The sequence below is a fragment of the Streptomyces sp. NPDC001732 genome (assembly GCF_053596315.1).
Genome location: NZ_JBSFFY010000004.1, coordinates 26307 through 47746 on the forward strand (window position 1 = coordinate 26307; position 21440 = coordinate 47746).

Annotated in this window: 18 protein-coding genes, 2 tRNA genes and 2 pseudogenes; 12 read left to right on the plus strand and 10 right to left on the minus strand. The window is 72.5% G+C overall.

Features of this window, described 5'->3' with window-relative positions:
- Positions 1-3 precede the first annotated feature (3 nt).
- Positions 4-606 carry an oligoribonuclease gene (orn, locus tag ACWCXX_RS06580; protein ID WP_451124981.1) on the plus strand — a complete coding sequence of 201 codons (603 nt, stop codon included), beginning with the start codon at positions 4-6 and terminating at the stop codon, positions 604-606.
- Positions 607-732: 126 nt separating this feature from the next.
- Positions 733-805: transfer RNA gene (locus ACWCXX_RS06585), tRNA-His, on the plus strand.
- A gap of 203 nt (positions 806-1008) precedes the next feature.
- Here ACWCXX_RS06585 and ACWCXX_RS06590 read toward each other — a convergent pair.
- The 9 genes and pseudogenes from ACWCXX_RS06590 to ACWCXX_RS06630 form a co-directional block, all read right to left on the minus strand.
- Positions 1009-2040: a LacI family DNA-binding transcriptional regulator gene (locus tag ACWCXX_RS06590; protein WP_451124983.1), complete on the minus strand. Its 1032-nt coding sequence runs from the start codon at positions 2038-2040 to the stop codon at positions 1009-1011.
- Between the two features lie 219 nt (positions 2041-2259).
- On the minus strand, positions 2260-3723 hold the full coding sequence (locus ACWCXX_RS06595; RefSeq protein ID WP_451124985.1) for a GH1 family beta-glucosidase: 1464 nt from the start codon (positions 3721-3723) through the stop codon (positions 2260-2262).
- Between the two features lie 188 nt (positions 3724-3911).
- A complete protein-coding gene (locus tag ACWCXX_RS06600; RefSeq protein ID WP_451124987.1) occupies positions 3912-4829 on the minus strand; it encodes a carbohydrate ABC transporter permease in 918 nt (305 codons plus the stop codon).
- Between the two features lie 15 nt (positions 4830-4844).
- Positions 4845-5843 (minus strand): carbohydrate ABC transporter permease, encoded by a 999-nt coding sequence (locus tag ACWCXX_RS06605; protein WP_451124989.1) that lies wholly within the window; start codon positions 5841-5843, stop codon positions 4845-4847.
- Positions 5844-6006: 163 nt separating this feature from the next.
- Positions 6007-7338: an ABC transporter substrate-binding protein gene (locus tag ACWCXX_RS06610; protein ID WP_451124991.1), complete on the minus strand. Its 1332-nt coding sequence runs from the start codon at positions 7336-7338 to the stop codon at positions 6007-6009.
- Positions 7339-7939: 601 nt separating this feature from the next.
- Positions 7940-8167 (minus strand): annotated as a pseudogene (locus tag ACWCXX_RS06615) (hypothetical protein); the annotation flags it as partial.
- Positions 8146-8535: pseudogene (locus ACWCXX_RS06620) on the minus strand (response regulator); the annotation flags it as partial. The pseudogenes ACWCXX_RS06615 and ACWCXX_RS06620, both read right to left, overlap by 22 nt.
- A gap of 103 nt (positions 8536-8638) precedes the next feature.
- A complete protein-coding gene (locus ACWCXX_RS06625) occupies positions 8639-9574 on the minus strand; it encodes a spermidine synthase (RefSeq protein ID WP_451124993.1) in 936 nt (311 codons plus the stop codon).
- Positions 9575-9693: 119 nt separating this feature from the next.
- On the minus strand, positions 9694-10137 hold the full coding sequence (locus tag ACWCXX_RS06630; protein ID WP_451124995.1) for a hypothetical protein: 444 nt from the start codon (positions 10135-10137) through the stop codon (positions 9694-9696).
- Positions 10138-10393: 256 nt separating this feature from the next.
- On the opposite strand from ACWCXX_RS06630, the gene ACWCXX_RS06635 reads away from it, so the two are divergent.
- The gene (locus ACWCXX_RS06635; protein WP_451124997.1) at positions 10394-11737 is read left to right on the plus strand and encodes a tetratricopeptide repeat protein; all 1344 of its coding nucleotides are present in this window, start codon (positions 10394-10396) and stop codon (positions 11735-11737) included.
- A gap of 227 nt (positions 11738-11964) precedes the next feature.
- Here the strand turns inward: ACWCXX_RS06635 and ACWCXX_RS06640 are convergent, their stop codons facing one another.
- Positions 11965-12561 (minus strand): histidine phosphatase family protein, encoded by a 597-nt coding sequence (locus ACWCXX_RS06640; protein ID WP_451124999.1) that lies wholly within the window; start codon positions 12559-12561, stop codon positions 11965-11967.
- 243 nt (positions 12562-12804) lie between these two features.
- Between ACWCXX_RS06640 and ACWCXX_RS06645 the strand changes: the two genes are divergently transcribed.
- From ACWCXX_RS06645 to ACWCXX_RS06685, 9 genes are all read left to right on the plus strand, one after another.
- Positions 12805-13797 carry a phosphatase PAP2 family protein gene (locus ACWCXX_RS06645; protein WP_451125001.1) on the plus strand — a complete coding sequence of 331 codons (993 nt, stop codon included), beginning with the start codon at positions 12805-12807 and terminating at the stop codon, positions 13795-13797.
- On the plus strand, positions 13721-14869 hold the full coding sequence (locus ACWCXX_RS06650; protein WP_451125002.1) for a hypothetical protein: 1149 nt from the start codon (positions 13721-13723) through the stop codon (positions 14867-14869). The genes ACWCXX_RS06645 and ACWCXX_RS06650 overlap by 77 nt, the downstream gene beginning before the upstream one ends.
- Positions 14860-16470: a hypothetical protein gene (locus tag ACWCXX_RS06655; protein WP_451125004.1), complete on the plus strand. Its 1611-nt coding sequence runs from the start codon at positions 14860-14862 to the stop codon at positions 16468-16470. The genes ACWCXX_RS06650 and ACWCXX_RS06655 overlap by 10 nt, the downstream gene beginning before the upstream one ends.
- Positions 16467-17801 carry an AAA domain-containing protein gene (locus ACWCXX_RS06660; protein ID WP_451125006.1) on the plus strand — a complete coding sequence of 445 codons (1335 nt, stop codon included), beginning with the start codon at positions 16467-16469 and terminating at the stop codon, positions 17799-17801. Before ACWCXX_RS06655 ends, ACWCXX_RS06660 begins: the two co-directional genes overlap by 4 nt.
- A 144-nt stretch (positions 17802-17945) precedes the next feature.
- Entirely contained in the window at positions 17946-18560 is a 615-nt protein-coding gene (locus ACWCXX_RS06665) for a CatB-related O-acetyltransferase (RefSeq protein ID WP_451125352.1), read from the plus strand.
- A gap of 111 nt (positions 18561-18671) precedes the next feature.
- Positions 18672-19946 (plus strand): erythromycin esterase family protein, encoded by a 1275-nt coding sequence (locus ACWCXX_RS06670; RefSeq protein ID WP_451125008.1) that lies wholly within the window; start codon positions 18672-18674, stop codon positions 19944-19946.
- A gap of 123 nt (positions 19947-20069) precedes the next feature.
- Positions 20070-20411, plus strand: coding sequence for a hypothetical protein (locus ACWCXX_RS06675; RefSeq protein ID WP_451125010.1), 342 nt, complete (start codon positions 20070-20072; stop codon positions 20409-20411).
- Positions 20412-20599: 188 nt separating this feature from the next.
- Positions 20600-21352: a hypothetical protein gene (locus ACWCXX_RS06680; protein ID WP_451125012.1), complete on the plus strand. Its 753-nt coding sequence runs from the start codon at positions 20600-20602 to the stop codon at positions 21350-21352.
- A tRNA-Lys gene (locus ACWCXX_RS06685) sits at positions 21343-21416 on the plus strand. Before ACWCXX_RS06680 ends, ACWCXX_RS06685 begins: the two co-directional genes overlap by 10 nt.
- The last annotated feature ends 24 nt before the right edge of the window (positions 21417-21440 follow it).

Genomic DNA, 21440 nt, shown 5'->3' on the forward strand with positions numbered 1-21440 from the left:
GCCATGAACGATCGCATGGTGTGGATCGACTGCGAGATGACCGGGCTCTCGCTGACGGAAGACGCACTCATCGAGGTGGCCGCGCTGGTCACCGACTCGGAGCTGAACGTGCTCGGCGAAGGGGTGGACATCGTGATCCGCCCGCCGGACGCGGCCCTGGAGACCATGCCCGAGGTGGTGCGGCAGATGCACACCGCCTCGGGCCTCCTCGACGAGCTGGCCGGTGGCACCACCCTGGCCGACGCCGAGGCCCAGGTGCTGAACTACGTCCGCGAGCACGTGAAGGAACCCGGCAAGGCCCCGCTCTGCGGAAACTCGGTCTCCACCGACCGCGGTTTCCTGGCGCGGGACATGTCGGCCCTGGAGAGCTACCTCCACTACCGGATCGTCGACGTCTCCTCCATCAAGGAGCTGGCGCGCCGCTGGTACCCGAGGGCGTACTTCAACAGCCCGGCCAAGAACGGCAACCACCGGGCGCTCGCGGACATCCGTGACTCCATCACGGAGCTGCGTTACTACCGCGAGGCGGTCTTCGTGCCGCAGCCCGGCCCGGACTCGGAGCGCGCCAAGGCCATCGCGGCCCGCGTCGCACCGCCCGCACCGTAGGTCTTTGTGAAGCCGCTGGTCATAGCCCTTTCGGGGGTTGGGACCGGCGGCTGAACAACTGGGGCGCGAGCACCCTCTCGGACCCTGTACACTTTTTCTCGGCCGGTCAGAAAAAGACCGGGCATGGTGGGTATAGCTCAGATGGTAGAGCACCTGGTTGTGGTCCAGGATGTCGCGGGTTCGAGTCCCGTTACTCACCCTGAAGGGAAAGGCCCCGGTCGATGACCGGGGCCCTTCTCGTATCTCCTGAAGTGATGAGGCGCCTTCACCCGGCGCCGTGTGACGGGCATCACGGGCATCACGGGCATCACGGGTGGAGAAGCCGCCCGGTGCGGCGGCTCCTCCGCGCCGGGGTCGGCCCGTGGGCGACGGTGTGCCGACCCCGACCCTTTCTGGCGGCCGTCACGAGGAGTCGCGGACGACCAGTTCCGTGGGGAGCACGGTCTGCGGGCGTTCCTGGGTCTCGCGGGCGATTTCCTGGAGCAGGACGCGGGCCATCGTGCGGCCCATCTCCTCGATGGGCTGGCGCACGCTGGTGAGGGGCGGGTCCATGTGGCGGGCCACGGCCGAGTCGTCGAAGCCGACGAGGGCCACGTCGTCGGGGATGCGCCGGCCGGCCTCGCGCAGGACCTGGCGGGCGCCCGCGGCGGTGACGTCGGAGGCGGCGAAGACCGCGTCGATGTCGGGGCGGCGGGCCAGCAGCTCGCGCATGGCGCGGGCGCCGCCCTCCTCGGTGAAGTCGGCGGGGGCGATCAGCTGCTCGTCCGGTTCGAGACCGGCCTCAAAGATCGCCTCGCGGTAGCCGTCGAGGCGGCACTGCGCGCCGTAGACGTCCAGCCGCCCGGTGATCGTGGCGATGGTGCGGCGGCCCCGGGAGAAGAGGTGGTCGACCGCGGCGCGGGCGCCGCCGAAGTTGTCGGAGTCGACGGCGGCGAGCGGTTCGGAGGCGGACCTGCGGCCGCTCATCACGGCCGGCATGCCGAGCTGTTCCAGCAGTTCCGGCAGCGGGTCGTCGGCGTGCACGGAGACCAGCAGCACGCCGTCCACGCGGTGCGCGGTCAGGTACTGGGCGAGTCGGCGGCGCTCGCGGTCGCTGCCTACGAGGGTGAGCAGCAGTTGCATGTCGGTGTCGGCGAGCGCCGCGCCGACACCGCGGACGATGTCGGAGAAGTACGGCTCGGCGAAGAAGCGGGTCTCCGGCTCGGGCACGACCAGGGCGACGGCGTCCGTGCGGTTGCCGGCGAGGGCGCGGGCCGCCCGGTTGGGCACGTAGCCCAGTTCGGCGACGGCCGCCTCGACCGCCTCGCGGGTCTGGGCGCTGACCTTCGGCGAGCCGTTGATGACCCGCGAGGCCGTGCCGCGTCCCACCCCCGCCCGCGCCGCGACCTCTTCGAGCGTGGGCCGCCCACCGCTCCGTACTCGCGCTGCCGCCATGGCTGCCTCCCGTTCGCGGTCAATTTCTCACAGCCGGATTGGTCAAACCAAGTCCTGACACCGGGCCCCGGACCGGGCCGGAGACGACGGAGACCCGGCACGGGCGGCCGGGTCTCGGACGGGATCGGGCGGGGTCGGGCGTGCCGCGTGACCGTGCGGTCACGCGGTCGGGCGGCCTTGTGGTGGTACGGTCACGCGCGGCCTTGCGGCCTTGTGGGGTCAGTCGAGGCCGGGGGCCGGGGGCAGGGCGTGGCGGCGGATGACGTCGGCGTACCAGAGGGCGCTCGCCTTGGGGATGCGGCGCTGGGTGGCGTAGTCGACGTAGACGGCGCCGAAGCGCTTGGAGTACCCGTACGCCCACTCGAAGTTGTCCATCAGCGACCAGAGGAAGTAGCCCCGGACGTCCGCGCCGTCGGCCACGGCCCGCCGCACCGCGTCGAGGTGGCCGTGCAGGTAGTCGATCCGCTCGGGGTCCGCCACCCGGCCCTCGGGCGAGACGTAGTCGTCGAAGGCCGCGCCGTTCTCGGTGACCATCAGCGGCAGGCCGGGGTGGTCGCGGGAGACGTCCATGAGCAGGTCGTACAGTCCGTCGGGGTCTATCGCCCAGTTCATCGCGGTGCGCTTGCGGCCCTCGGCGAGGTGGAAGGCGACGTGCTCGGAGCCGGGCCACGGGGAGTGGTCGCTGTTGCCGTGGCCGTCGTCGCGCGAGTCGCCGACGCCGTTCCCGGGCGTGGAGACCAACGTCGGCGTGTAGTAGTTCACGCCCAGGAGGTCGATCGGGCCGGAGATCGTGGCCGGGTCGCCCTCCCGGACCAGCTGCGACCAGTCCACCAGGTGCGAGGTGTCGGCGATCAGGTCCGCCGGGTACTCGCCGCGCAGCATCGGACCGGTGAAGATCCGGTTGCCCACGGCGTCGATGCGGCGGGCGGCGTCCGCGTCGGCCTCGCTGCCGGTCAGCGGACGGACCTGGTGGAGGTTGAGGGTGACCGAGGTCCGCGCGGCAGCGGGGAGTCGGGTGCGCAGGACCTCGGTCGCCCGGCCGTGGGCGAGGTTGAGGTGGTGGGCGGCGCGCAGTGCGTCGGCGGGGTCGGTGCGGCCGGGGGCGTGCACGCCGGAGCCGTAGCCGAGGAAGGCCGAGCACCACGGCTCGTTGAGGGTGGTCCAGGTGCCGACCCGGTCGCCGAGGGCACCGGCCACGAGGTCGGCGTAGTCGGCGAAGCGCTCGGCGGTCACCCGCTGGGGCCAGCCGCCCGCGTCCTCCAGTTCCTGCGGCAGGTCCCAGTGGTAGAGGGTGACGACGGGCTCGATTCCCGCTTCGAGGAGCTCGTCGACGAGTCCGCGGTAGAAGTCCAGGCCGCGTTCGACGGCGGGGCCGCGGCCGGTGGGCTGCACCCGGGACCAGGAGACGGAGAAGCGGTAGGCCCGCAGCCCGAGCCGCTTCATCAGCGCCACGTCGTCGCGGTAGCGGTGGTAGTGGTCGGCGGCGATGTCTCCGGTGTCGCCGTTGCGGACCTTGCCCGGGGTGCGGCTGAAGGTGTCCCAGACGGAAGGGGTGCGGCCGTCCTCGGCCGCGGCGCCCTCGACCTGGTAGGCGGCGGTGGCCGCCCCCCAGACGAAGCCGGTCGGGAAGCCCGCCGCCTCGGGCGCCTGCTTCGGGGCGGTGTCGGGTCGTACAGCAGTCATGCGGGAGCGCTCCCAAGAGTGGAGGAGGGGACGAGAGGAGGGGACGAGAAGAGCGAGGAGAGGGGGTGGAGTGACGAGGGAGCGGGGCGGGCGGCCGTACGACACCCCCGTCGGCGCGGGCGGCCGTACGGCACCTCCGTCGAGGAAGAGGCCGTACGGACGCCCCGAGAAAGACTGTTGACGTCGCGTCAGCCCTTGACCGCGCCGGACATGATCCCCCCGACGATCTGCTTGCCGAAGATCACGAACACCACGAGCAGCGGCAGGGTGCTGATCAGCGCGCCGGCCATCACGATGCTCTGATCGGGGGTGTACGAGGCGCTCAGCTGGCCCAGGGCCACCTGGAGCGTGGGATTCTGCTGGTTGAGGGCGAGGTAGGGCCAGAAGAAGTCGTTCCACGTCTGTACGAAGGTGAGCATCCCCAGCACCGTCATCGCCGGGCGGGCCACCGGCAGGACCACGCTGCGCACGATGCGGAAGTTGTTCGCGCCGTCGATCTTGGCGGCCTCGACGAGCTCGTAGGGCAGCGCCTCGCTCAGGTACTGGCGCATGAAGAACACCCCGAACGCGCTCACCAGCGTCGGGAAGATCACCGACTCCAGCTTTCCGCCCCAGCCGATGTCGGACATCATCATGAACAGCGGGACGACGCTGAGCTGCGGCGGAATCGTGAGCGTGGCGACGACCCCGGTCATCAGCGCACCACGGCCCCGGAAGCGCATCTTGGCGAAGGCGTAGCCGGCCAGGGTGCAGAAGAAGAGCGTCGCCGCCGTGACGCAGCCGGCGACGATGGCGCTGTTGAGGATCGCCTTGCCGAGGTGTGCCTGGTTCCAGGCCGCTTCGAGGTTGTGCGTCAGTCGTCCGCCGGGCAGGAACGGCGGTGTGGTGGCGAGCACTTCGTCCTGGGTGTGGGACGCGGCCACCAGCGTCCAGTAGAGCGGCAGCAGTGAGCCGATGCCGACGACGATCAGGGCGAGGTAGGCGAACGGGCCGCCCTTCAGCTGCTGTCCCGCGCCGGGCCTGAAGCGGCTCGGGCGCCGTGCGTCCTTCCGACGGGCGGGCGGGACGTCGCGGGCCGGGGTCTTGACGGTGCTGGTCGTGGTCATGGAATTCGCTCCCGGTCAGACCGCGGATGTGCGTACGAAGCGGCCGATGAGCCGGTTGACCGCGGCGATGATCAGCAGCAGGGCGAGCATCGCCCAGGCCACCGCGGCGGCCGGGCCGAGGTGGCCCAGGTTCCAGCCGTAGTTGTAGAGGTAGACGCTGAGCGTTTCGTACTGGTGCTCGTTCCCGCCGATCGCGCCGAGGGTGCCGCCCTCCAGCAGCAGGGGTTCGCCGAACAACTGCATGGAGCCGATGGTCGAGATGACGATCGTGAAGAGGATCGTCGGCCGCAGCGCGGGGATCGTCACCTTGCGGAACTGCTGCCAGCGCGAGGCGCCGTCCAGCGACGCGGCCTCGTACAGATCGGTCGGCACGGCCTGCATCGCGGCCAGGTAGATCAGAGTGTTGTAGCCCGTCCAGCGCCAGATCACGATGACGGAGATCGCGATCTTCGACGTCCAGTAGCCGTTGGTCCAGTTGGTGTCGCCGAGGCCGACGAAGTGCAGCACCCAGTTCAGCAGGCCGCCGTCGGCCCGGAAGACCAGGGCGAAGACGAGGGCCGCGGAGGCCACCGAGGTGGCGTACGGGGTGAGGACGACCGTCCGCCAGAAAGTGCTGGCCCGCAGGCGGTAGTTGAGCAGATGGGCCAGGCCGAGCGCGACCAGCAGCTGCGGGACGGTCGACATGACCCCGATCAGGAAGGTGTTGCCGACGGCCGTCCAGAACTCGGAGTCGTGCAGGATCTTGTCGAAGTTCTCCCAGCCCACCCATTCCATCCGGTCCATCCCGGTCATCTCCACCCGGTGCAGGGCGATCCATCCGGTGTAGAGCAGCGGGTAGAGCCCGAAGGCGCCGAAGACGAGGAAGAACGGGGCTATGTAGGCGTACGGCGACGCCTTGTCGTCGAACCTCCACAGCCGACTTCGCCAGGTCTGCCCGCGGGATCGGGCCGGCGCGTGCGGGGAACCGCCGGGCGGCGGGGCGTATGCGTCCCGGGTGGGAGTCGAGGTGACCACGGGCGGGAGTCCTTCCCTGGGGTACGTACCGGCGCGAGAAGAGCGTGCGGGGAGTGCGAGATGTGCGGGCGGAGGCGAGAGGAACAGGCGGGAGTACGGGGAGCGAGAGAGGCGTACGTACCGGTGCGGGCGGTTCCCGGGCCGGGGCCCGCACCGGCGGTGGTCAGCCGATCGCCTTGTCGATCGCCTCGGTCGCGGCCTTCCACGCCTTGTCGGGGCTGGTCCCCCGCTGTTCCATGTTGGTGATCTGAGTGGAGATGGTGTCCTTGATGACGGCGTCCTTCGGACCGAGGACCGCCTCGGGGATGGACTCGGCCTCGTCGGCGTAGATCTTTCCGATCGGGGCGTCGTTGAAGTACGGGAGCTTCGCGTTCTTCACGTCCGGCAGTTCGTACGCGCCCCTGTTGGAGGGGAAGACACCGATCGCCTTGAACACGGCGGCCTGCTGCTCGGGTGCCGTCAGCCACTTCACGAGCTTGCCGGCCTCCTCGACGTTCTTGCCCGACTTGGGCACGGTGAGGAAGGAGCCGCCCCAGTTGGCGGCGGTCGCACCGGGCGCGGTGGTGATGTTCCACTTGCCCTTGTTGCCCTCACCGGCGTTGGTCGAGATCTGACCGGCCATCCACGCGGGGCAGACCACGGTGGCCACGGTGCCCTTGCGCAGCGCGGGAACCCAGGTGTTGGTGTCGAACTGGGCCAGGCCCTGGGAGAGCTTCTTGGCCGCGACCTCGGCGGCCAGGTTCCAGCCCTGCCGGACGCTGGGGCTCTCCTTGTAGATCGGCTTGCCGCTCCCGTCGTAGTACTGCTGGGAGTTCGAGCTCACGACGGCGTTGAACATCGCGCTGGCGGAGTCCATGAAGTACGTGCCCGCCGGGGCCTTCTTCCGGTACTCCTCACCGAGCTTGATGTAGTCCTCCCAGCCGCCCGCGACCCGCTTCGCGACCTCCTCGCGGTCGGTGGGCAGACCGGCCTTCCCGAACAGGTCGGTGTTGTAGCAGAGCGACATAGGGCCGATGTCGGTGCCCGCGCCGATCACCGCGCCGTCGGCGGTGGTGGCCTGCTTCGCCTTCCAGGGCACCCACTCGTCGACGTCGATCACCTTGCCGAGGTCGGCGAAGGCGTCCGCCTTGGTGTCGACGATCTCCTTGATCCGGCCCACCTCGATGCCCTGGATGTCGGAGAGGCCGCTGCCCGAGTTCAGCTGCTGGAGCAGCTTGGGGTAGTAGACCTTCTCGTCGGCGGTGACGTCCTCCTTGATCGTGATGTTCGGGTGCAGCTCGTGGTACTTCTCGAAGAGCCCGGCCTCCTTGTAGCCGAACTGCCCGAAGTCGGCGATGGTCAGCGTGACGTTCCCGTTCGCGTCGGGGCCCGTGCTGCCCGACGCGTCCGAGTCTCCGCTGCAGCCGGTCAGCAACAGGGCCGAGACCGTCAGGCCCGTGGCGGCCAGGACCGCGGTTCTGCGGCTCCGGCCTGCGAGGGTGCGGGTGATGCGCATTCCACTGCTCCTTGTTCCGGGGGTGGGACATTCCGGGGCGTTCCGGGATGGGGCGTTCCGGGGGTGGGGCTGGTGTTCTGACCGCGTGGCACACGTACCGGTGGGGCGCGGGTGCCGGAGGTTCAGGGGGAAGGGCACGGGCAGCGCCGATCGGGCGGGCCCGCCTGATATGGGAGCGCTCCCATGCATCGTTGCCGGAAGGTTCCTGCCTGAAGGGGGCGGGTGTCAAGAGTTGAAGACGCTTCCGTTGCCCGAGCGTGTCCCGCAAGTCACGGGACCGTGTCCCGCCGAGGTCTTGCCATAACTCGCGGGAAACGCGGCGGAGTTCGGCCCTCCGTTCGGTACGTCACGGGAGACCGCAGGTCAGCGGCGTAACGGCGGGGACAAACGGCGGGCGTACGGGCATGGCCGCGCCGAGCCGCCCGGACCGGGCCGTGTTTCCGGCCGTCGGTGGGAACGGAGGGCCTCGCCCCTGGTTCGTCCCCGGTCGCCCGCCGGAAGGTGAACGGGGCGCTGTGCGGCCGGGGCGACCGGGGGCGCGTCCGCGTTCTTTCTCCGAAGCCGGAACCCGTACCGGAAGCCGTACCGAAATCGGAACCGGTTAAAGCTCCGCGCCCTTCCCGTGCCGGGAGCTGTGCCGGAAGCCGCGCCGGAATCGGAGCGCCGTGTCCCTGCGCGTCGCCCCGCGCCGTTCCCGCCCCACCCGGTGTCCGCGCCGGTCGCGTTCCCGCCGGTGGCCGTCGAGGCCGATCCGGACGCTCACCTCCGTGCCGCCGAGCACCGAGCGCCCGATCCGCACGTCGCCGCCGGTGGACTCCGCGACGCGGCGGGCGGGCGGCGCAGCACGGCGGCCGTCCGCGCGGACAGGTGCTCCACCGAGAACGGCTTGGTCAGGTAGTCGTCCGCGCCGTCGTTGAGCAGCCGGACGATCTCGCTCTCGTCGTCCCGCGCGGTGGCGATGATCACGGGCACGTCGGTGATCCCCCGGAGCATCTTGAGCGCCTCGGCGCCGTCGAGGTCGGGCGGGCCGAGGTCGAGGATGACCACGTCGAAGCGGAAGTGGGCGACCTCGCGCAGGGCTTCGAGTGCGGTGCCCACGCTCCGTACCGTGTGGGCGGCCTCGGTCAGGTGCCGGATGAGGGCGGAACGTACGAACTGGTCGCCCTCGACCACGAGCACACTTGCCGTGGGCGGCACCGTACGCCATCCGGTGGCGGCGGGTCCCGCCCACCGGGTGCCTCGGCGGGCCGGGGCCCCGCCCGCAGGGTGCTTCAGCGGGCCGGGGCCCTGCGGGCGCGGGTCACCGGAAGACCGACGGGGGCGGGGGCGGGGACGGGGCCGCGGTCGCGTCGTGCACCGCAGCCGCGCCGCCGGTGAAGTCGGCGAGCGCCCGCCCGTGTTCGACGCGGCCGGGGTGCGGATCGCTCGCGACCCGGCGGGTCAGTTCGGCGACCTTCGGCGGCAGGTCCGAGGCGAGCAGCACCGCGTTGCCGAAGCGCCGGCCGCGCCACACGGTCGGGTCGGCGGCGAGCGCCAGTTCGGGGAAGACGGTGGCCGCGGTGGCGATCTGGCCGCGCAGATGGGCCAGCGGCGGCCCGTCCGCCAGATTGGCCACGTAGCTCCCGCCGGGTTTCAGCACCCGCCGGACCTCGGCGAGGAACTCGGTGCTGGTGAGGTGTGCGGGGGTGCGGGCCCCGCTGAAGACGTCGGCGATGACGAGGTCCGCCCAGCCGTCCTGGATCCTGCCGAGCCCGGCGCGGGCGTCGGTGGCCCGGACCCTGATCCTGGCCTGCGGGTCCAGCGGCAGTTCGCGGCGGACGAAGCCGACGAGCGCGGCGTCCACCTCGACGATCTGCTGGGTGGAGCGGGGCCGGGTCGCGGCGATGTAGCGGGCCAGCGTGAAGGCGCCGCCGCCCAGGTGCACCACGTGCAGCGGCTGTCCGGCGGGGGCGACGAGGTCGGCGATGTGCCCGATCCGGCGCTGGTACTCGAAGGACAGGTACGTGGGGTCGTCGAGGTCCACGTGGGACTGGGGCGCGCCGTCCAGCGTCAGCGTCCAGGCGCGCGGGCGTTCCCGGTCGGGCACCAGCTCGGCGAGGCCGTCGTCGACCTGTTCGGCGAGGGGTTCCGCCCGGCGCCCGGCGCGCCCCGCACCGCGTTCGGCCCTGCCGTCGGCCCTGCGGTCCGGGCGCCCGCGACCGCCCGCACCCCCGCTCGACGCTCCTCGACGTGCCACTGCTGCTCGCGCCCGCCCACTGCTCTTCGCTCCGGGCCGGTACGCGACCGGCCAGGGCGGGGAAACCCGCCCACCGGGCCATTATGGGCGCGGGCGGACCCCGGGAGCCTCTCGTGCGGTCAGCGGCAGTTGTCGGCTGCCTCGATGAGCCGGGCGGCCTGGTCGAGGGCGGCGCGCAGCACGGCGGGGTCGGTGACCGGGGCGTCGTCCTCCGGCGGCAGCAGCCAGCCGCTCCCGGTCATCGGCGGCTCGGCGGGGATGCGCAGCCCTCGGCCGGCGGTGCGCGTACAGGCGCTGCCGGGTACGTCCCACGCCTCGGCGGTGCCCGGGGGCACGAGGAAGCCGAGGGTGTCGCAGGCGCCGTCGTGCAGGACCGGGCCGATGTCCTGTTCGGTGTCCCGGCGCAGGATGTCCACGGCCTCCAGTCCCTGGCGGGCCGGGACGGTCACCAGGTCGCAGGGTTCGGCCCCGTGGCCCTCCGTGGTCGCGGGTGCCGGGGCACCCGTCGCGGCCGGGGTCGTCGCAGTCGTCCGTGCGTCGGTCTCCGTGCCGAGATGCAACAAGGGACCTCTCCTCTCATCGCCGGGCGGAGCCGGATTCCGTCTCCGCATGAACCAACGCCCCGAATGCGTCAAGGGCTACGGTGCCACGCCGCCGCAAAGGGTGGCAGTTCATGGCAAATCAGGGGTGAGATGCCAGCTTTGCCCGCAAACGCCCTGTGTGGGGTTTGTCACAGCAGGTACGTTCTTGCTCCGCCGGGAGCCCACGAGCGGGACGCCAGAAGCGGGAACTCCGGCTGCAGAAGAGAGGTTCCGGTCCATGGTGTCGACAGGAGCAGTTCCCAACCTCACCTTCCGGCGGCTGCGCGGACCGCGCTCCGCCGGGGAGTTCGCCGCCGCGGTACGCAGGGCCGCCCGCGAGATCGGCGAACGGGTCGCGTGCGACGCCCGGTACATCGGACGCGTGGAGTCCGGGGAGATCCGCTGCCCCAACTACGCGTACGAGCGGGTCTTCCTGCACATGTTCCCCGGCACGACCCTGGCGGACCTGGGCTTCTCGCCGCGTGAGACCGTACGCGGCCGGGCGGCGCGGGCCGCCGCCGACATCCCGGCGCCCACCGCGCCCCACCGCGACACCGACGAGGAGAGCGACGTGCTGCGTCGCATGTTCATGACGAGCGGCACCGCCACGATGGCGACCGCGACCCTCGGCCTCGGCGGCACCTCCGCCGCTGCCGACCGGCCCGATCCGCGCCGGGTCGGCGAGGCCGAGGTGAGCGCCGTCGAGAAGGCGGTCCGGCAGATCCGGCTGCTCGACGACCGGCACGGCGGCGACGGCCTGTACCGCAGGGCGTCGCAGCCGCTGCGGGCCGCGTACGCGCTGCTCGACTCCGGCGCCGCCGCCAAGCGTGCCACCGTCGGCCGGCTGCACGCCGGGGCGGGCGAACTGGCCATCTCGGTGGGCTGGCTGGCCCATGACTCGGGCCGCTTCGAGGACGCCCGCTCGCACTACGCGGAGGCGCTGGCCACGGCACGGGTGGCGGGCGACGCGGCGCTGGAGGCGCACGCGTTCTGCAACGCCTCGTTCCTGGCCCGGGACACGGGGCGGCCCCGGGAGTCGGTCCGCGCGGCGGAGGCCGGGCAGCGGGCGGCGCAGCCCCTGGGCTCGCCCCGGCTGCTGGCGCTGCTCGCGCTGCGGGAGGCCGGGGGCCGGGCGGGGCTCGGCGACCGCACCGGCTGCGAGCGGGCGATCGGCCGGGCGCACACCGCGTTCGGGCGCGGCCGGTCCGACGCCGATCCGGAGTGGATGAGCTTCTTCCGGGAGGCGGAGCTGGAGATGCTGGAGGCGCAGTGCTGGTCGATGCTGGGCGAGTGGTCGCGGGCGGCCCGCCACGCACGGCGCGCGGTGCGGCTCCAGGACCCGCACTTCACCCGGAACCTGGCGCTGTACCGGGCCGAGCTGACCTGGGACCTCGCCCGCGCGGGCCGGGTGGCGGAGGCGGCGACGGAGGGCCACCGGGTACTCGACCTGCTGGACCGCGTCCGGTCGACCCGCATCCGGGCGATGCTGGCCGAGTCGGTGACGGTACTGAGGCCGCGGCGGGACGCACGGGAGGTACAGGGGTTCCTGGAGCGGCACGCGGACATGAGCACGAAGGCGTGAGCGGCACGCGGGCATGAGCGGGCACGCGGACGTGAACGGGGCAAGCGGATGTGAACGGGCACGAGGACGTGAGCAGCACGCGGACGTGAGCTGCGTACGGAAGTGACGGAGCCCGGACGTGGCGGAGCCCGGCGCGCAGGGCCGGGCCCCGTTCCGTCGGCCCTGCCGTCCTCGCCCGTACCTGTATCCGCGCCCGCGTCCGTGGCCCCGGCGGCCCGGGTGGTGGGCTACCGCTCCAGGTGGCCCGTGTCGTTCCAGCGTTCCAGCGCGGGCGCCCCGTACGCCCATCCCAGTACCGACAGGGACGTCGGGTCGAGCCGGATGCGCGCCGCGAACGACACGTCCTCGCCGAGCCACCGGGCGCCCAGCGCCCGCAGGATGTGCCCGTGGGCGAAGACCAGCACGTCGCGGTCGGCGGACCGGGCCCACTCGACGATCTCGTCGGCGCGGGCGGACAGCTCGGCCGGGGTCTCGCCCTCCGGGACCCCGTCGCGCCAGATGAACCAGTCGGGCCGGATCGCCCGGATCTCGGCCGGGGTCATCCCCTCGTACGCCCCGTAGTCCCACTCCAGCAGCGCGTCCCACGGCTCGGCCCGGTCCCCGAACCCGGCGAGGGAGCAGGTCTCGCTGGCCCGCAGCAGCGGACTGGTGCGGACCTCCAGGTGCGGGATGTCCGCCCACGGTCCGCGGTGCAGCCGCTCGCCGAGGAGCTTGGCTCCGGTGCGGCCGGTGTCGAGGAGCGGGATGTCCGTCCTGCCGGTGTGATTGCCCTTGACGGACCACTCCGTCTGGCCGTGCCGGGCGAGCAGGATACGCGGTGCCATGACGGCTCTCCCTGAAACCGAGGTGCGGGGCCGGAGATCACGACAGAATGGCCGTCCGGCTCTCCCATCATCGCGCACGTGATCGCGAGGCAACCTCCGGGGCCGAACCGACGTCCCACCGGTCACGGAGGAATCCGTGCACACGGGGCCCCACCGGGACCCCCGGGGGAGTCGCGACCGACCCGCACCGTACGGTTGAACGCCCGCCGTCGGCCGCCCGAACACATGATGGAGAGCTTCCGGATGCAGCATGCCAGCACCGCGCCCGTGGCGCGCCCGCGGCCCCGTTGGTGGACCGAGCTGTCGCTGCTGGTCCTGGTGTACGCGGCCTATTCGGGGGGCCGGCTGGTGGCCCGCGGCGACGTGTCCACGGCCATCGACAACGGCCTGGCCATCCTGCGCCTGGAGAAGGCCTTCCACCTCAACGCCGAGCACCCGCTCAACCGGCTGCTCACCGCCCACCCCTCCATAGGCATACCCTCCGACTTCGCGTACGCGTCCCTGCACTACCTGGTCACCCCGGCCGTCCTGGTCTGGCTGTTCCGCCGCCGCCAGGAGGTGTACCGCAGGGCCCGCACCTGGCTGATGACCTCCACGATGTTCGGCCTGATCGGTTTCACGCTGATGCCGACCTGCCCGCCCCGGCTGCTGGAGGCGAAGTACGGCTTCGTCGACACGATGGCGCAGTACAGCTCCTACGGCTGGTGGGGCGCCGAGGCGAGCGCCCCGCGCGGCATGGGCGGGATGACCAACCAGTACGCGGCGATGCCGAGCCTGCACGTCGGCTGGTCGCTCTGGTGCGGAATCCTGCTGTGGCGCCACTGCAGGAACCCGTATCTGCGGGCCGTGGGCGTCGCCTACCCGCTGATCACCACGTTCGTGGTGATGGGAACGGCCAACCACTATCTGCTCGACGCGGTCGCGGGCGCCGCCGTGATGGGGATCGGGGCCCTGCTGGCCCGGCCCGTGATGCGTCTCGCGGACCGGGTCGGGGAGCGGATCGGGGCCCGGTTCCCGCGAATCGCCCCGACCGCCAAGTCCCCGATTGTCAGTGCCGGATGCAACACTTCCGCGGGTGAGCGAATCCCCGGCCAGCGGACCTCCTCCGCAGACTCCACCGACGCCGCGGCACCGGCCGACGCAGACCCCCCGGCCGGTCGTGCGTCCCGGACCTCCCCCGGCACCCCCGCGGGAGCGGGAGCAGCGGGCGGCGACGCTCCGGCGGCGGCTCGCTGACCTGCGGGGCCCGGACGTGGCACCGCGCCCGCTGGACGCCCGCGCGCTGGCCGCCCTCGCCGCCAACCCCGGTTGCAGACGCCGCGCCCTGCTGGACGGTGCGGGGGTGGACAAGGGCGCGCTGGCCGCGGCGCTCGGCTCACCGGCGCCCTTCGGCCAGTCGCAGTTCGCCTTCGTCCGGGGCAACGCCTTCGAGGCCAAGGTCAAGGGCGACGGCGGCGCGGAGCTGATGCGGCTGCTGTACGAGCGGCTGGGCGGCGGTGCCGGGGAGCCGCGCGAGGTCCTGGTGCCCGATCTGACGGCGGCCGGTCCCGAGGGCCGCGCCGCGCGTACGGCCCTGGCGCTGCGCGAGGCGACCGGGGCGGGCGGCTGGGCGCTGCTGGACCACCCGATGCTGGCCCTGGACGTGGCGGGCTCCCCCGCCTATCTGGAGCCGGACGCGGTGGCGGTGCATCCGGACGGCACCTGGACGGTCATCGAGATCAAGTCCTTCCCGATGCTCGACGGCTCCGCCGACGCGGCGAAGGTCGGTGCCGCGGCCCGGCAGTCCGCCGTCTACGTCCTGGCGCTGGAGCGGATCGCGGAGCTGACCGGGGGTGCCGAGGTCGGCCACCGGGTGCTGCTGGTCTGCCCGAAGGACTTCTCCAACCTGCCCACCGCCTCGGTCGTCGACGTGCGCAAGCAGCGTGCGGTCACCCGGCGTCAGCTGACCCGGCTGACCCGGCTGGAGGACATCGCGGCGGCCCTGCCCGAGGGCACCACCTTCGATCCGGGGTGTCCCCGGCAGCAGTTGGACGCCGCGGTCGCGTCGGTCGACGCGGCGTACGCCCCGGAGTGCCTGGCCGCCTGCGAGCTGGCCTTCCACTGCCGGGAGAAGGCCCGGCAGGCCGGTGCGGTGGAGGCGCTGGGGCGGAGCGTGCGCGGTGAGCTGGGCGGGCTGACCACGGTGGGGGCGGTGCTGGCCGCCGCCGCGGGCAAGGAGGGCGACCCGGCGGACCCGACGGTCGCGGCCCTGCGGCGGGCGGCGGCCCTGCGTGCCGAGGCACTGGAGGGCGGTGCGGCATGTCGCTGATCAGCACCCTGGCCCGGATGGAGGCCGTGGAGAGCGGCCGTGCGCAGCCGTTGGCGACGGTCCGGCACCGCCGTCTGACCGACCGGCCGCTCGTCCTGGTCCCGCTGACCACGGCCGGCGAGGCCGGTGCCCCGCTGGGTGCGCTCGTCGGGACGGACCGGGAGGCGCCCCGGCTGCTGGCGGTCCCGCAACCGCGCGACCGGGACCTGCGGTTCGCGTTCCTCGCCGAGCTGGCCGAGGCGGTGCTGCCGCACATCGAGGCGTACGAGGACGTCGTCGAGCCGACCGAGCGCAACGAGACCGATCCGGCGACCGGGAAGAAGGTCCGGGTCGAGGTCGAGCTGTGCGCGGACGCGCCGCAGTTGATCGTGCCGAGCCGGGCGGGCATCGAGTTCGTACGGCTGCTGGGCCGTTCCATGCGGTTCCGGCGCACGGCCGAGGACGACCCCGACGCGCCGTACCCCGCGCCCGCCCGGGTTCCGCTGCTGGGCCGCTGGCTGACGCATTACGGGGAGCGGGCCCGGGTGCCCGGTTCCTCCCTGCTGCTCGCCGCGACCGATCTGCTGAACCGGCACTGGGCGACCGGGCAGAGCAGCCTGGAGGACCAGCACCTGGGCGCGCTGCTCGCCTGGATCGACGTCCCGGTGGGCGGCTCGGGGGCGTCGGCGGCGCTCCGTGCGGAGCTGGAGCGGGACGGCGAGGGCCAGTTGTGGTGCCCGCCGGCCGGTCCGGCCACGGACCCGGCGTTCGACAACCGGCTGCTGGCGCCCGCCATCGAGCGGTACGACCGGGCCCGCACCGCGCTCGCGGCGGCCGAGGACGGTCTCGCCGCCGATGCCCTGCTCGCCGGGGTGACCGCCGCCGAGCGGGAGATCAGGGCGTTGCTGGCCGGGGTGATGCGGCCGACGTGGGACGCGGTGTGGCGGGGGCTCGATCTGCTGAAGGGGCTGCCCGAGGGGTCCAGGGTCGAGGAGCGCTGGACCAGGGACCGCTGGTCGTTCACCGGCCACCGGGACCGGGTGCGCTCCGGCGAGCCGCCGCAGCCGCGCCGGGACGACGCGGTGACGGCGGCGCAGAAGCTGGCCTCGCGGGAGACGGCGCAGGCCCAGTTGGAGGCCCAGGAGGCGTTGGACGATCCGCTGGTGCTGGCCGGGCGGCGGCTGGCCGGGGAGGCGTTCGTCGGTGAGGTGACGGAGGTGGTGATGGCGTACAGCGAGTCCAAGCGCCCGTCCCCGCGCCCGCTGGTCACGGTCCGCACGGACGAGCGGCCGCATCTGGGCGAGCGCACCAAGGTGTACCGCTCGCTGGACGGCAGGCCGCAGACCGCCGAGTTCGTGGCGTACGCCGAACCGGAGGACGGGGGTGCGCCGTGGCTGGTGCTGCGCGTCCTCGACCGGATGGGCCGGAGCAAGGAACCGGCCCCGGGTTCGGTGCCCGAGCCGGGCGACCGGATCGCCTGGACCCTGTTCGAGCACGACCAGCGCGGCGGCCCGAAGCTGCCGGACCCGGAGGAGACGCCCTGGACGCACGGCGGTCCGCCGGGCGCGGCGGCCGGACATGCCGAGCATCCCGACCCGGTGACTGCGGAGGACCTGCTGTGACGGATGTTTTCGACCCGGGTGCCCGAGCCGCGCGGGCGACCGAGGCGATCCTCGCCGACACCCTCGACGGTACGTCGCGCGGCATCGTGGTGGACTCCCCGCCGGGCGCGGGCAAGTCGACGCTCGTGGTGCGCGCCGCGCTCGAACTCGCGGCGGCCGGGCATCCGTTGATGGTGGTCGCGCAGACCAACGCCCAGGTCGACGACCTGGTGGTGCGGCTGGCGGAGAAGGACCCGGGGCTGCCGGTGGGCCGGCTGCACAGCAACGACTCCGACCCGTACGACAAGGTGCTGGACGGTCTGGCCAACGTACGGAAGTCGGCGAAGGCGGCCGAGCTGGCCGGGCTCGACGTGGTCATCTCGACGGCCGCCAAGTGGGCGCACGTGAAGAACGTCGAGCCGTGGGGGCACGCGATCGTCGACGAGGCGTACCAGATGCGTTCGGACGCGTTGCTGGCCGTCGCCGGCCTCTTCGAGCGGGCGCTGTTCGTCGGCGACCCGGGGCAGTTGGACCCGTTCTCGATCGTGGGCGCGGACCAGTGGGCGGGGCTCTCGTACGACCCGTCCGCGAGTGCGGTCTCCACCCTGCTCGCGCACAATCCCCAACTGCCGCAGCACCGGCTGCCGGTGTCCTGGCGGCTGCCCGCGTCCGCCGCGCAGCTGGTCTCGGACGCGTTCTACCCGTACACCCCGTTCCGCAGCGGCACGGGCCACGGCGACCGGCGGCTGTCGTTCGGCACGGCGTCGGACGGTTCGGCCCCGGACCGGGTGCTGGACGAGGCCGCCGAGTCCGGCTGGGGCCTGCTCGAACTCCCGGCCAGGCACACGCCGCGCACCGACCCGGAGGCGGTGCGGGCGGTGGCCCTGGTGGTCCGCCGGCTCCTGGACCGGGGCGGCGCGGCGACGAGCGAGCGCTCGCCGGACCCGGTGCCGGTGACGGCGGACCGGATCGCGGTCGGCACCGCCCACCGCGACCAGGCGGCGGCGGTCCGGGCGGCGCTCGCGGAGCTGGGCGTGACCGGTGTCGCGGTGGACACGGCGAACCGGCTCCAGGGCCGCGAGTTCGACGTCACGGTGGTCCTGCACCCCCTGTCCGGCCGCCCCGACGCCACGGCCTTCCACCTGGAGACGGGCCGCCTCTGCGTACTTGCCTCCCGCCACCGGCACGCCTGCATCGTGGTGTGCCGGGCGGGCGTCACGGAGCTGCTGGACGAGCATCCGTCCACGGAGCCGGTGCAGTTGGGCGTCACGGTGAAGTTCCCGGACGGCTGGGAGGCGAACCACGCGGTACTGGCGCATCTCGCGGAGCACCGGGTGTCCTGGCGGCCGTGAGCCGGGCATCGTGTGCTTGCCGACACCGGCTCGGGCCGCGACCATCGACGAACCGACCTGCAGCGCCACGGACCGGGCGCCGACCAGCAATCGAAAAGGATTCACCCCGTGCTCGACCCCGCCGACCCGACGATCCTTCACCCGATGCCCGGACAGCCCAGGGTGGTGCTGCTGAAGCCCCTGGTGAAGTCCGAGCTGATCGAGGTCGGGGAGTACTCCTACTACGACGACCCGGACGACCCGACCGCGTTCGAGACCCGCAACGTGCTCTACCACTACGGCCCGGAGAAGCTCGTCATCGGGAAGTTCTGCGCGCTGGGGACCGGCGTGCGGTTCATCATGAACGGGGCCAACCACCGGATGGACGGTCCGTCCACCTTCCCGTTCCCCTCCATGGGCGGCTCCTGGGCCGAGCACTTCGACCTGTTGACCGGACTGCCGGGCCGGGGCGACACCGTCGTCGGCAACGACGTCTGGTTCGGCTACAACTCCATGGTGATGCCGGGCGTACGGATCGGGCACGGCGCGATCATCGGCGCCGGTTCCGTCGTCACCTCCGACGTGCCCGACTACGGCATCGTCGGCGGCAACCCGGCCCGCCTCATCCGTACCCGCCACGACGAGGAGACCGTCGCCCGGCTCCTCGCCGTCGCCTGGTGGGACTGGCCCGTCGAGCACATCACCCGCCACATCCGCACCATCATGTCCGGCAGCGTCGACGACCTGGAAGAGGCGGCGTCCGCACTCCCCCAGCGGTGATCCGCCATCAGTGATTCACCGTCGGCGATCCGCCGCCGGTGAGGCGCCTCGGCGATCCGCCCGAGTCTCCGCACCGCAGAATCCCCCACACCTCTGAATCGAGCCGCCGGCATGTCCGCTCCGTACCGCAATCCGTTCACCGACTGGCTCCACGACCACGCCGTCCCGCTCAGTCACCTCGACCCCGCGGCGCCGCTCGACGACCTGGAGCCGCTGCGCGACGTCATCGGCGGCGCCCGCGTCGTCGCGATCGGCGAACACTCCCACTTCATCAGCGAGTTCGACCTCGCCCGCAGACGCATCCTGAGGTTCCTGGTCGAACGCTGCGGATTCACCGTCCTGGCCTTCGAGTACGGCTTCAGCGAAGGCTTCCCCCTCGACGCCTGGGCCCGGGGCGAGGGCGCCGACCAGGACCTCTCGGCCCACCTCGCCACAGCGGTCCCCGTCGGGATCGACGGGCCCCTGCGCTGGATACGCCGACACAATCGCACCGCCTCGACGCCGGTGTGCTTCGCCGGAATCGACATCCCGGCAGCGGGCGGGTCCCTGCTCCCGGCACTCGTCCCCCTCGCCGACTACCTGCGCGCGGTCGATCCCGAGACCCTGCCGATGCTCGTTTCGGCGATGCGGATCGCCGAAACGTTCGCCGGTAATTCCGGGGCCGTGGCCGCACCCGCGTGGGCGCGGCTGGACCCCGCCGAGCAGGACGCCCTCAGCGCGACCCTGGCCCGCCTGCTCATCCGGTTCCGCGCGCTGGAACCGCTGTACGTCTCCCGGGGGGACCAGCACGGCTACGACGTCGCCCTGCGCCGCCTCGAAGGTGCCTGCCACGCCGACCACACCTTCCGCGCCATGGCCGGCCTCTTCGCCGGAAACGGCCTGACCGCCGACACCTCGGCCCGCGACATCTACATGGCCGGATCGGTCCAGTGGCACCTCGATCGCCTCGGCCCCGGGGCCCGCGTCGTACTGGCGGCGCACAATGCCCACATCCAGAAGACGCCGATCTCCTTCAACGGCCATCTGACGGGGCTCCCGATGGGACAGCACCTGAGCAGAGCCCTCGGCGACGACTACTTCGCCCTCGGACTGACCAGCGTCACCGGACGCACCGCCGAAATGCACCGCGACGAGAAAACGCCCTTCGGTTTCACCGTCGACCACACCCCGCTGGCATCGCCCGAGCCCGGAAGCGTCGAAGCCGCGTTCGGCGACACCGGTCTCGAACTCGGCTTCGCCGATCTCCGCCGGGCGCGCCGCGACACTTCGAGCGGTCCCGACCGCATCCGGATGCAGAGCACCTACGTGCAGACCCCCGTCCTCGACGCCTTCGACGGCATTCTCAGCACCGCGGTCTCCACCGTCGCCGACGGCCTCCGCATCTGAGGGGTGGCGCGCGGACCGATGCCCGGACCGGGCGGGCCCGGTTCCTGCCGTGAACCGGGCCCGCTTGCGGGGCGTTGGAGAATGGAAGGTGGCCGTCCGGCCCATCGAGGAAGGGAACACCACATGCCACAGCCCGAGCGGAACGAGCGGCAGCGGATGCGTCCGGCACCCCTGCTCTTCGAGCCGTCGGCGGCCGTCGCCGATCCCGAGCACTTCTTCGACCTGGAGTCGATGGACGACCCGAAGGAGCTGCTGTCCCGGGCCACCGAGCTGACCCTGGCGTTCCGTGCCGCGACCGACCGCGCGGTCGAGTTCCAGGCGATCGCCGCCGCCCGGCTCGCCGATCCGAGCCGGTTCGACCGGCTGACGACGGCGGACATCGCGGAGCGCGCGGAGTGGACCGAGGACTACGCCAGGAAGATGGTCGAGTTCGGCCGGGGCCTGCTGGGCGGGGCCGTCTCCTGACCCCGGGCACGGATCCTCGCGCCGGGCCGTCTCCCTGCCCCCGGGGACCCGCTCCTGACCCCGGGTACCGGCTCCGGGTACGACCACTGGCATATGCCCGCGCGCAAGATACTCCTTGCCACCCCGCCCTGTCCCGGTTTCCGGCAACTCTCGGAATCCACTTGATCACCCCGGGTAGACATGGGCGCATGACCGCATGGCTGCCAGACGACACCACCTCCCGGTACGGCGACGCCCCTCGCTACGACGCCGGCGTCCTCACCGTTGCACCCCACCGGACCGCGCACCAGACGTCCCAGGTCACGGCAGCCGGGGCCGCCTGGCTCGCCGGGGCCGCCGCCTATCCGCGCAGCACGCTGGCCCAGTGGGAGGCCCATCCGTCCTCGCCCGGAGTGCTTCCGTGCGGCTCGGCCTTCGACGTGGTGAACGTGCCCACCCTCTTCGGGCGCCGGATGCTGGAGCACCTGTGGTCCGACGGCCCGGGATCCGGACCCGTCGCCACGCACCGCGGGCGGATGCTGTTGTTCGCCTCCCCCGGCACCGCCCAGCGGCTGCCGTCGCTGCTCGACTGGGAGGAGTGGGGCAGTGGCCCCGAGCCGCGGACGCTCATGGACCCGCAGCTGCGGGACGACGAGGACGCCGAGCAGGCCGAGGGAGCCGACGGCGACGGTGACGGCAGCGACGGAAAGATTCCGCCGCTGCTCTGCCACGGCACCGGGGACGCGGTGACCGTTCCGGCCCTGACCTGCGCGCCCACCGCTTCCGGCCCCCGCTGGGTGGTCGCCCCCGACACCCGTACCCCCTGGCTTCCCGGCCCCGACGTACTGCTCTGGGCCTGTGTGCGGGTGACCAGGTCGACGCCCTCCGCGGCGGCTCGGAAACCGATTTTTCCTCCCGCCGATCAGGATGCTAAGGTCTACAACGTCAGCAGGCGCCGCTAGCTCAGTTGGTTAGAGCAGCTGACTCTTAATCAGCGGGTCCGGGGTTCGAGTCCCTGGCGGCGCACAGACGGGAGAAGCCCTCCTCGCG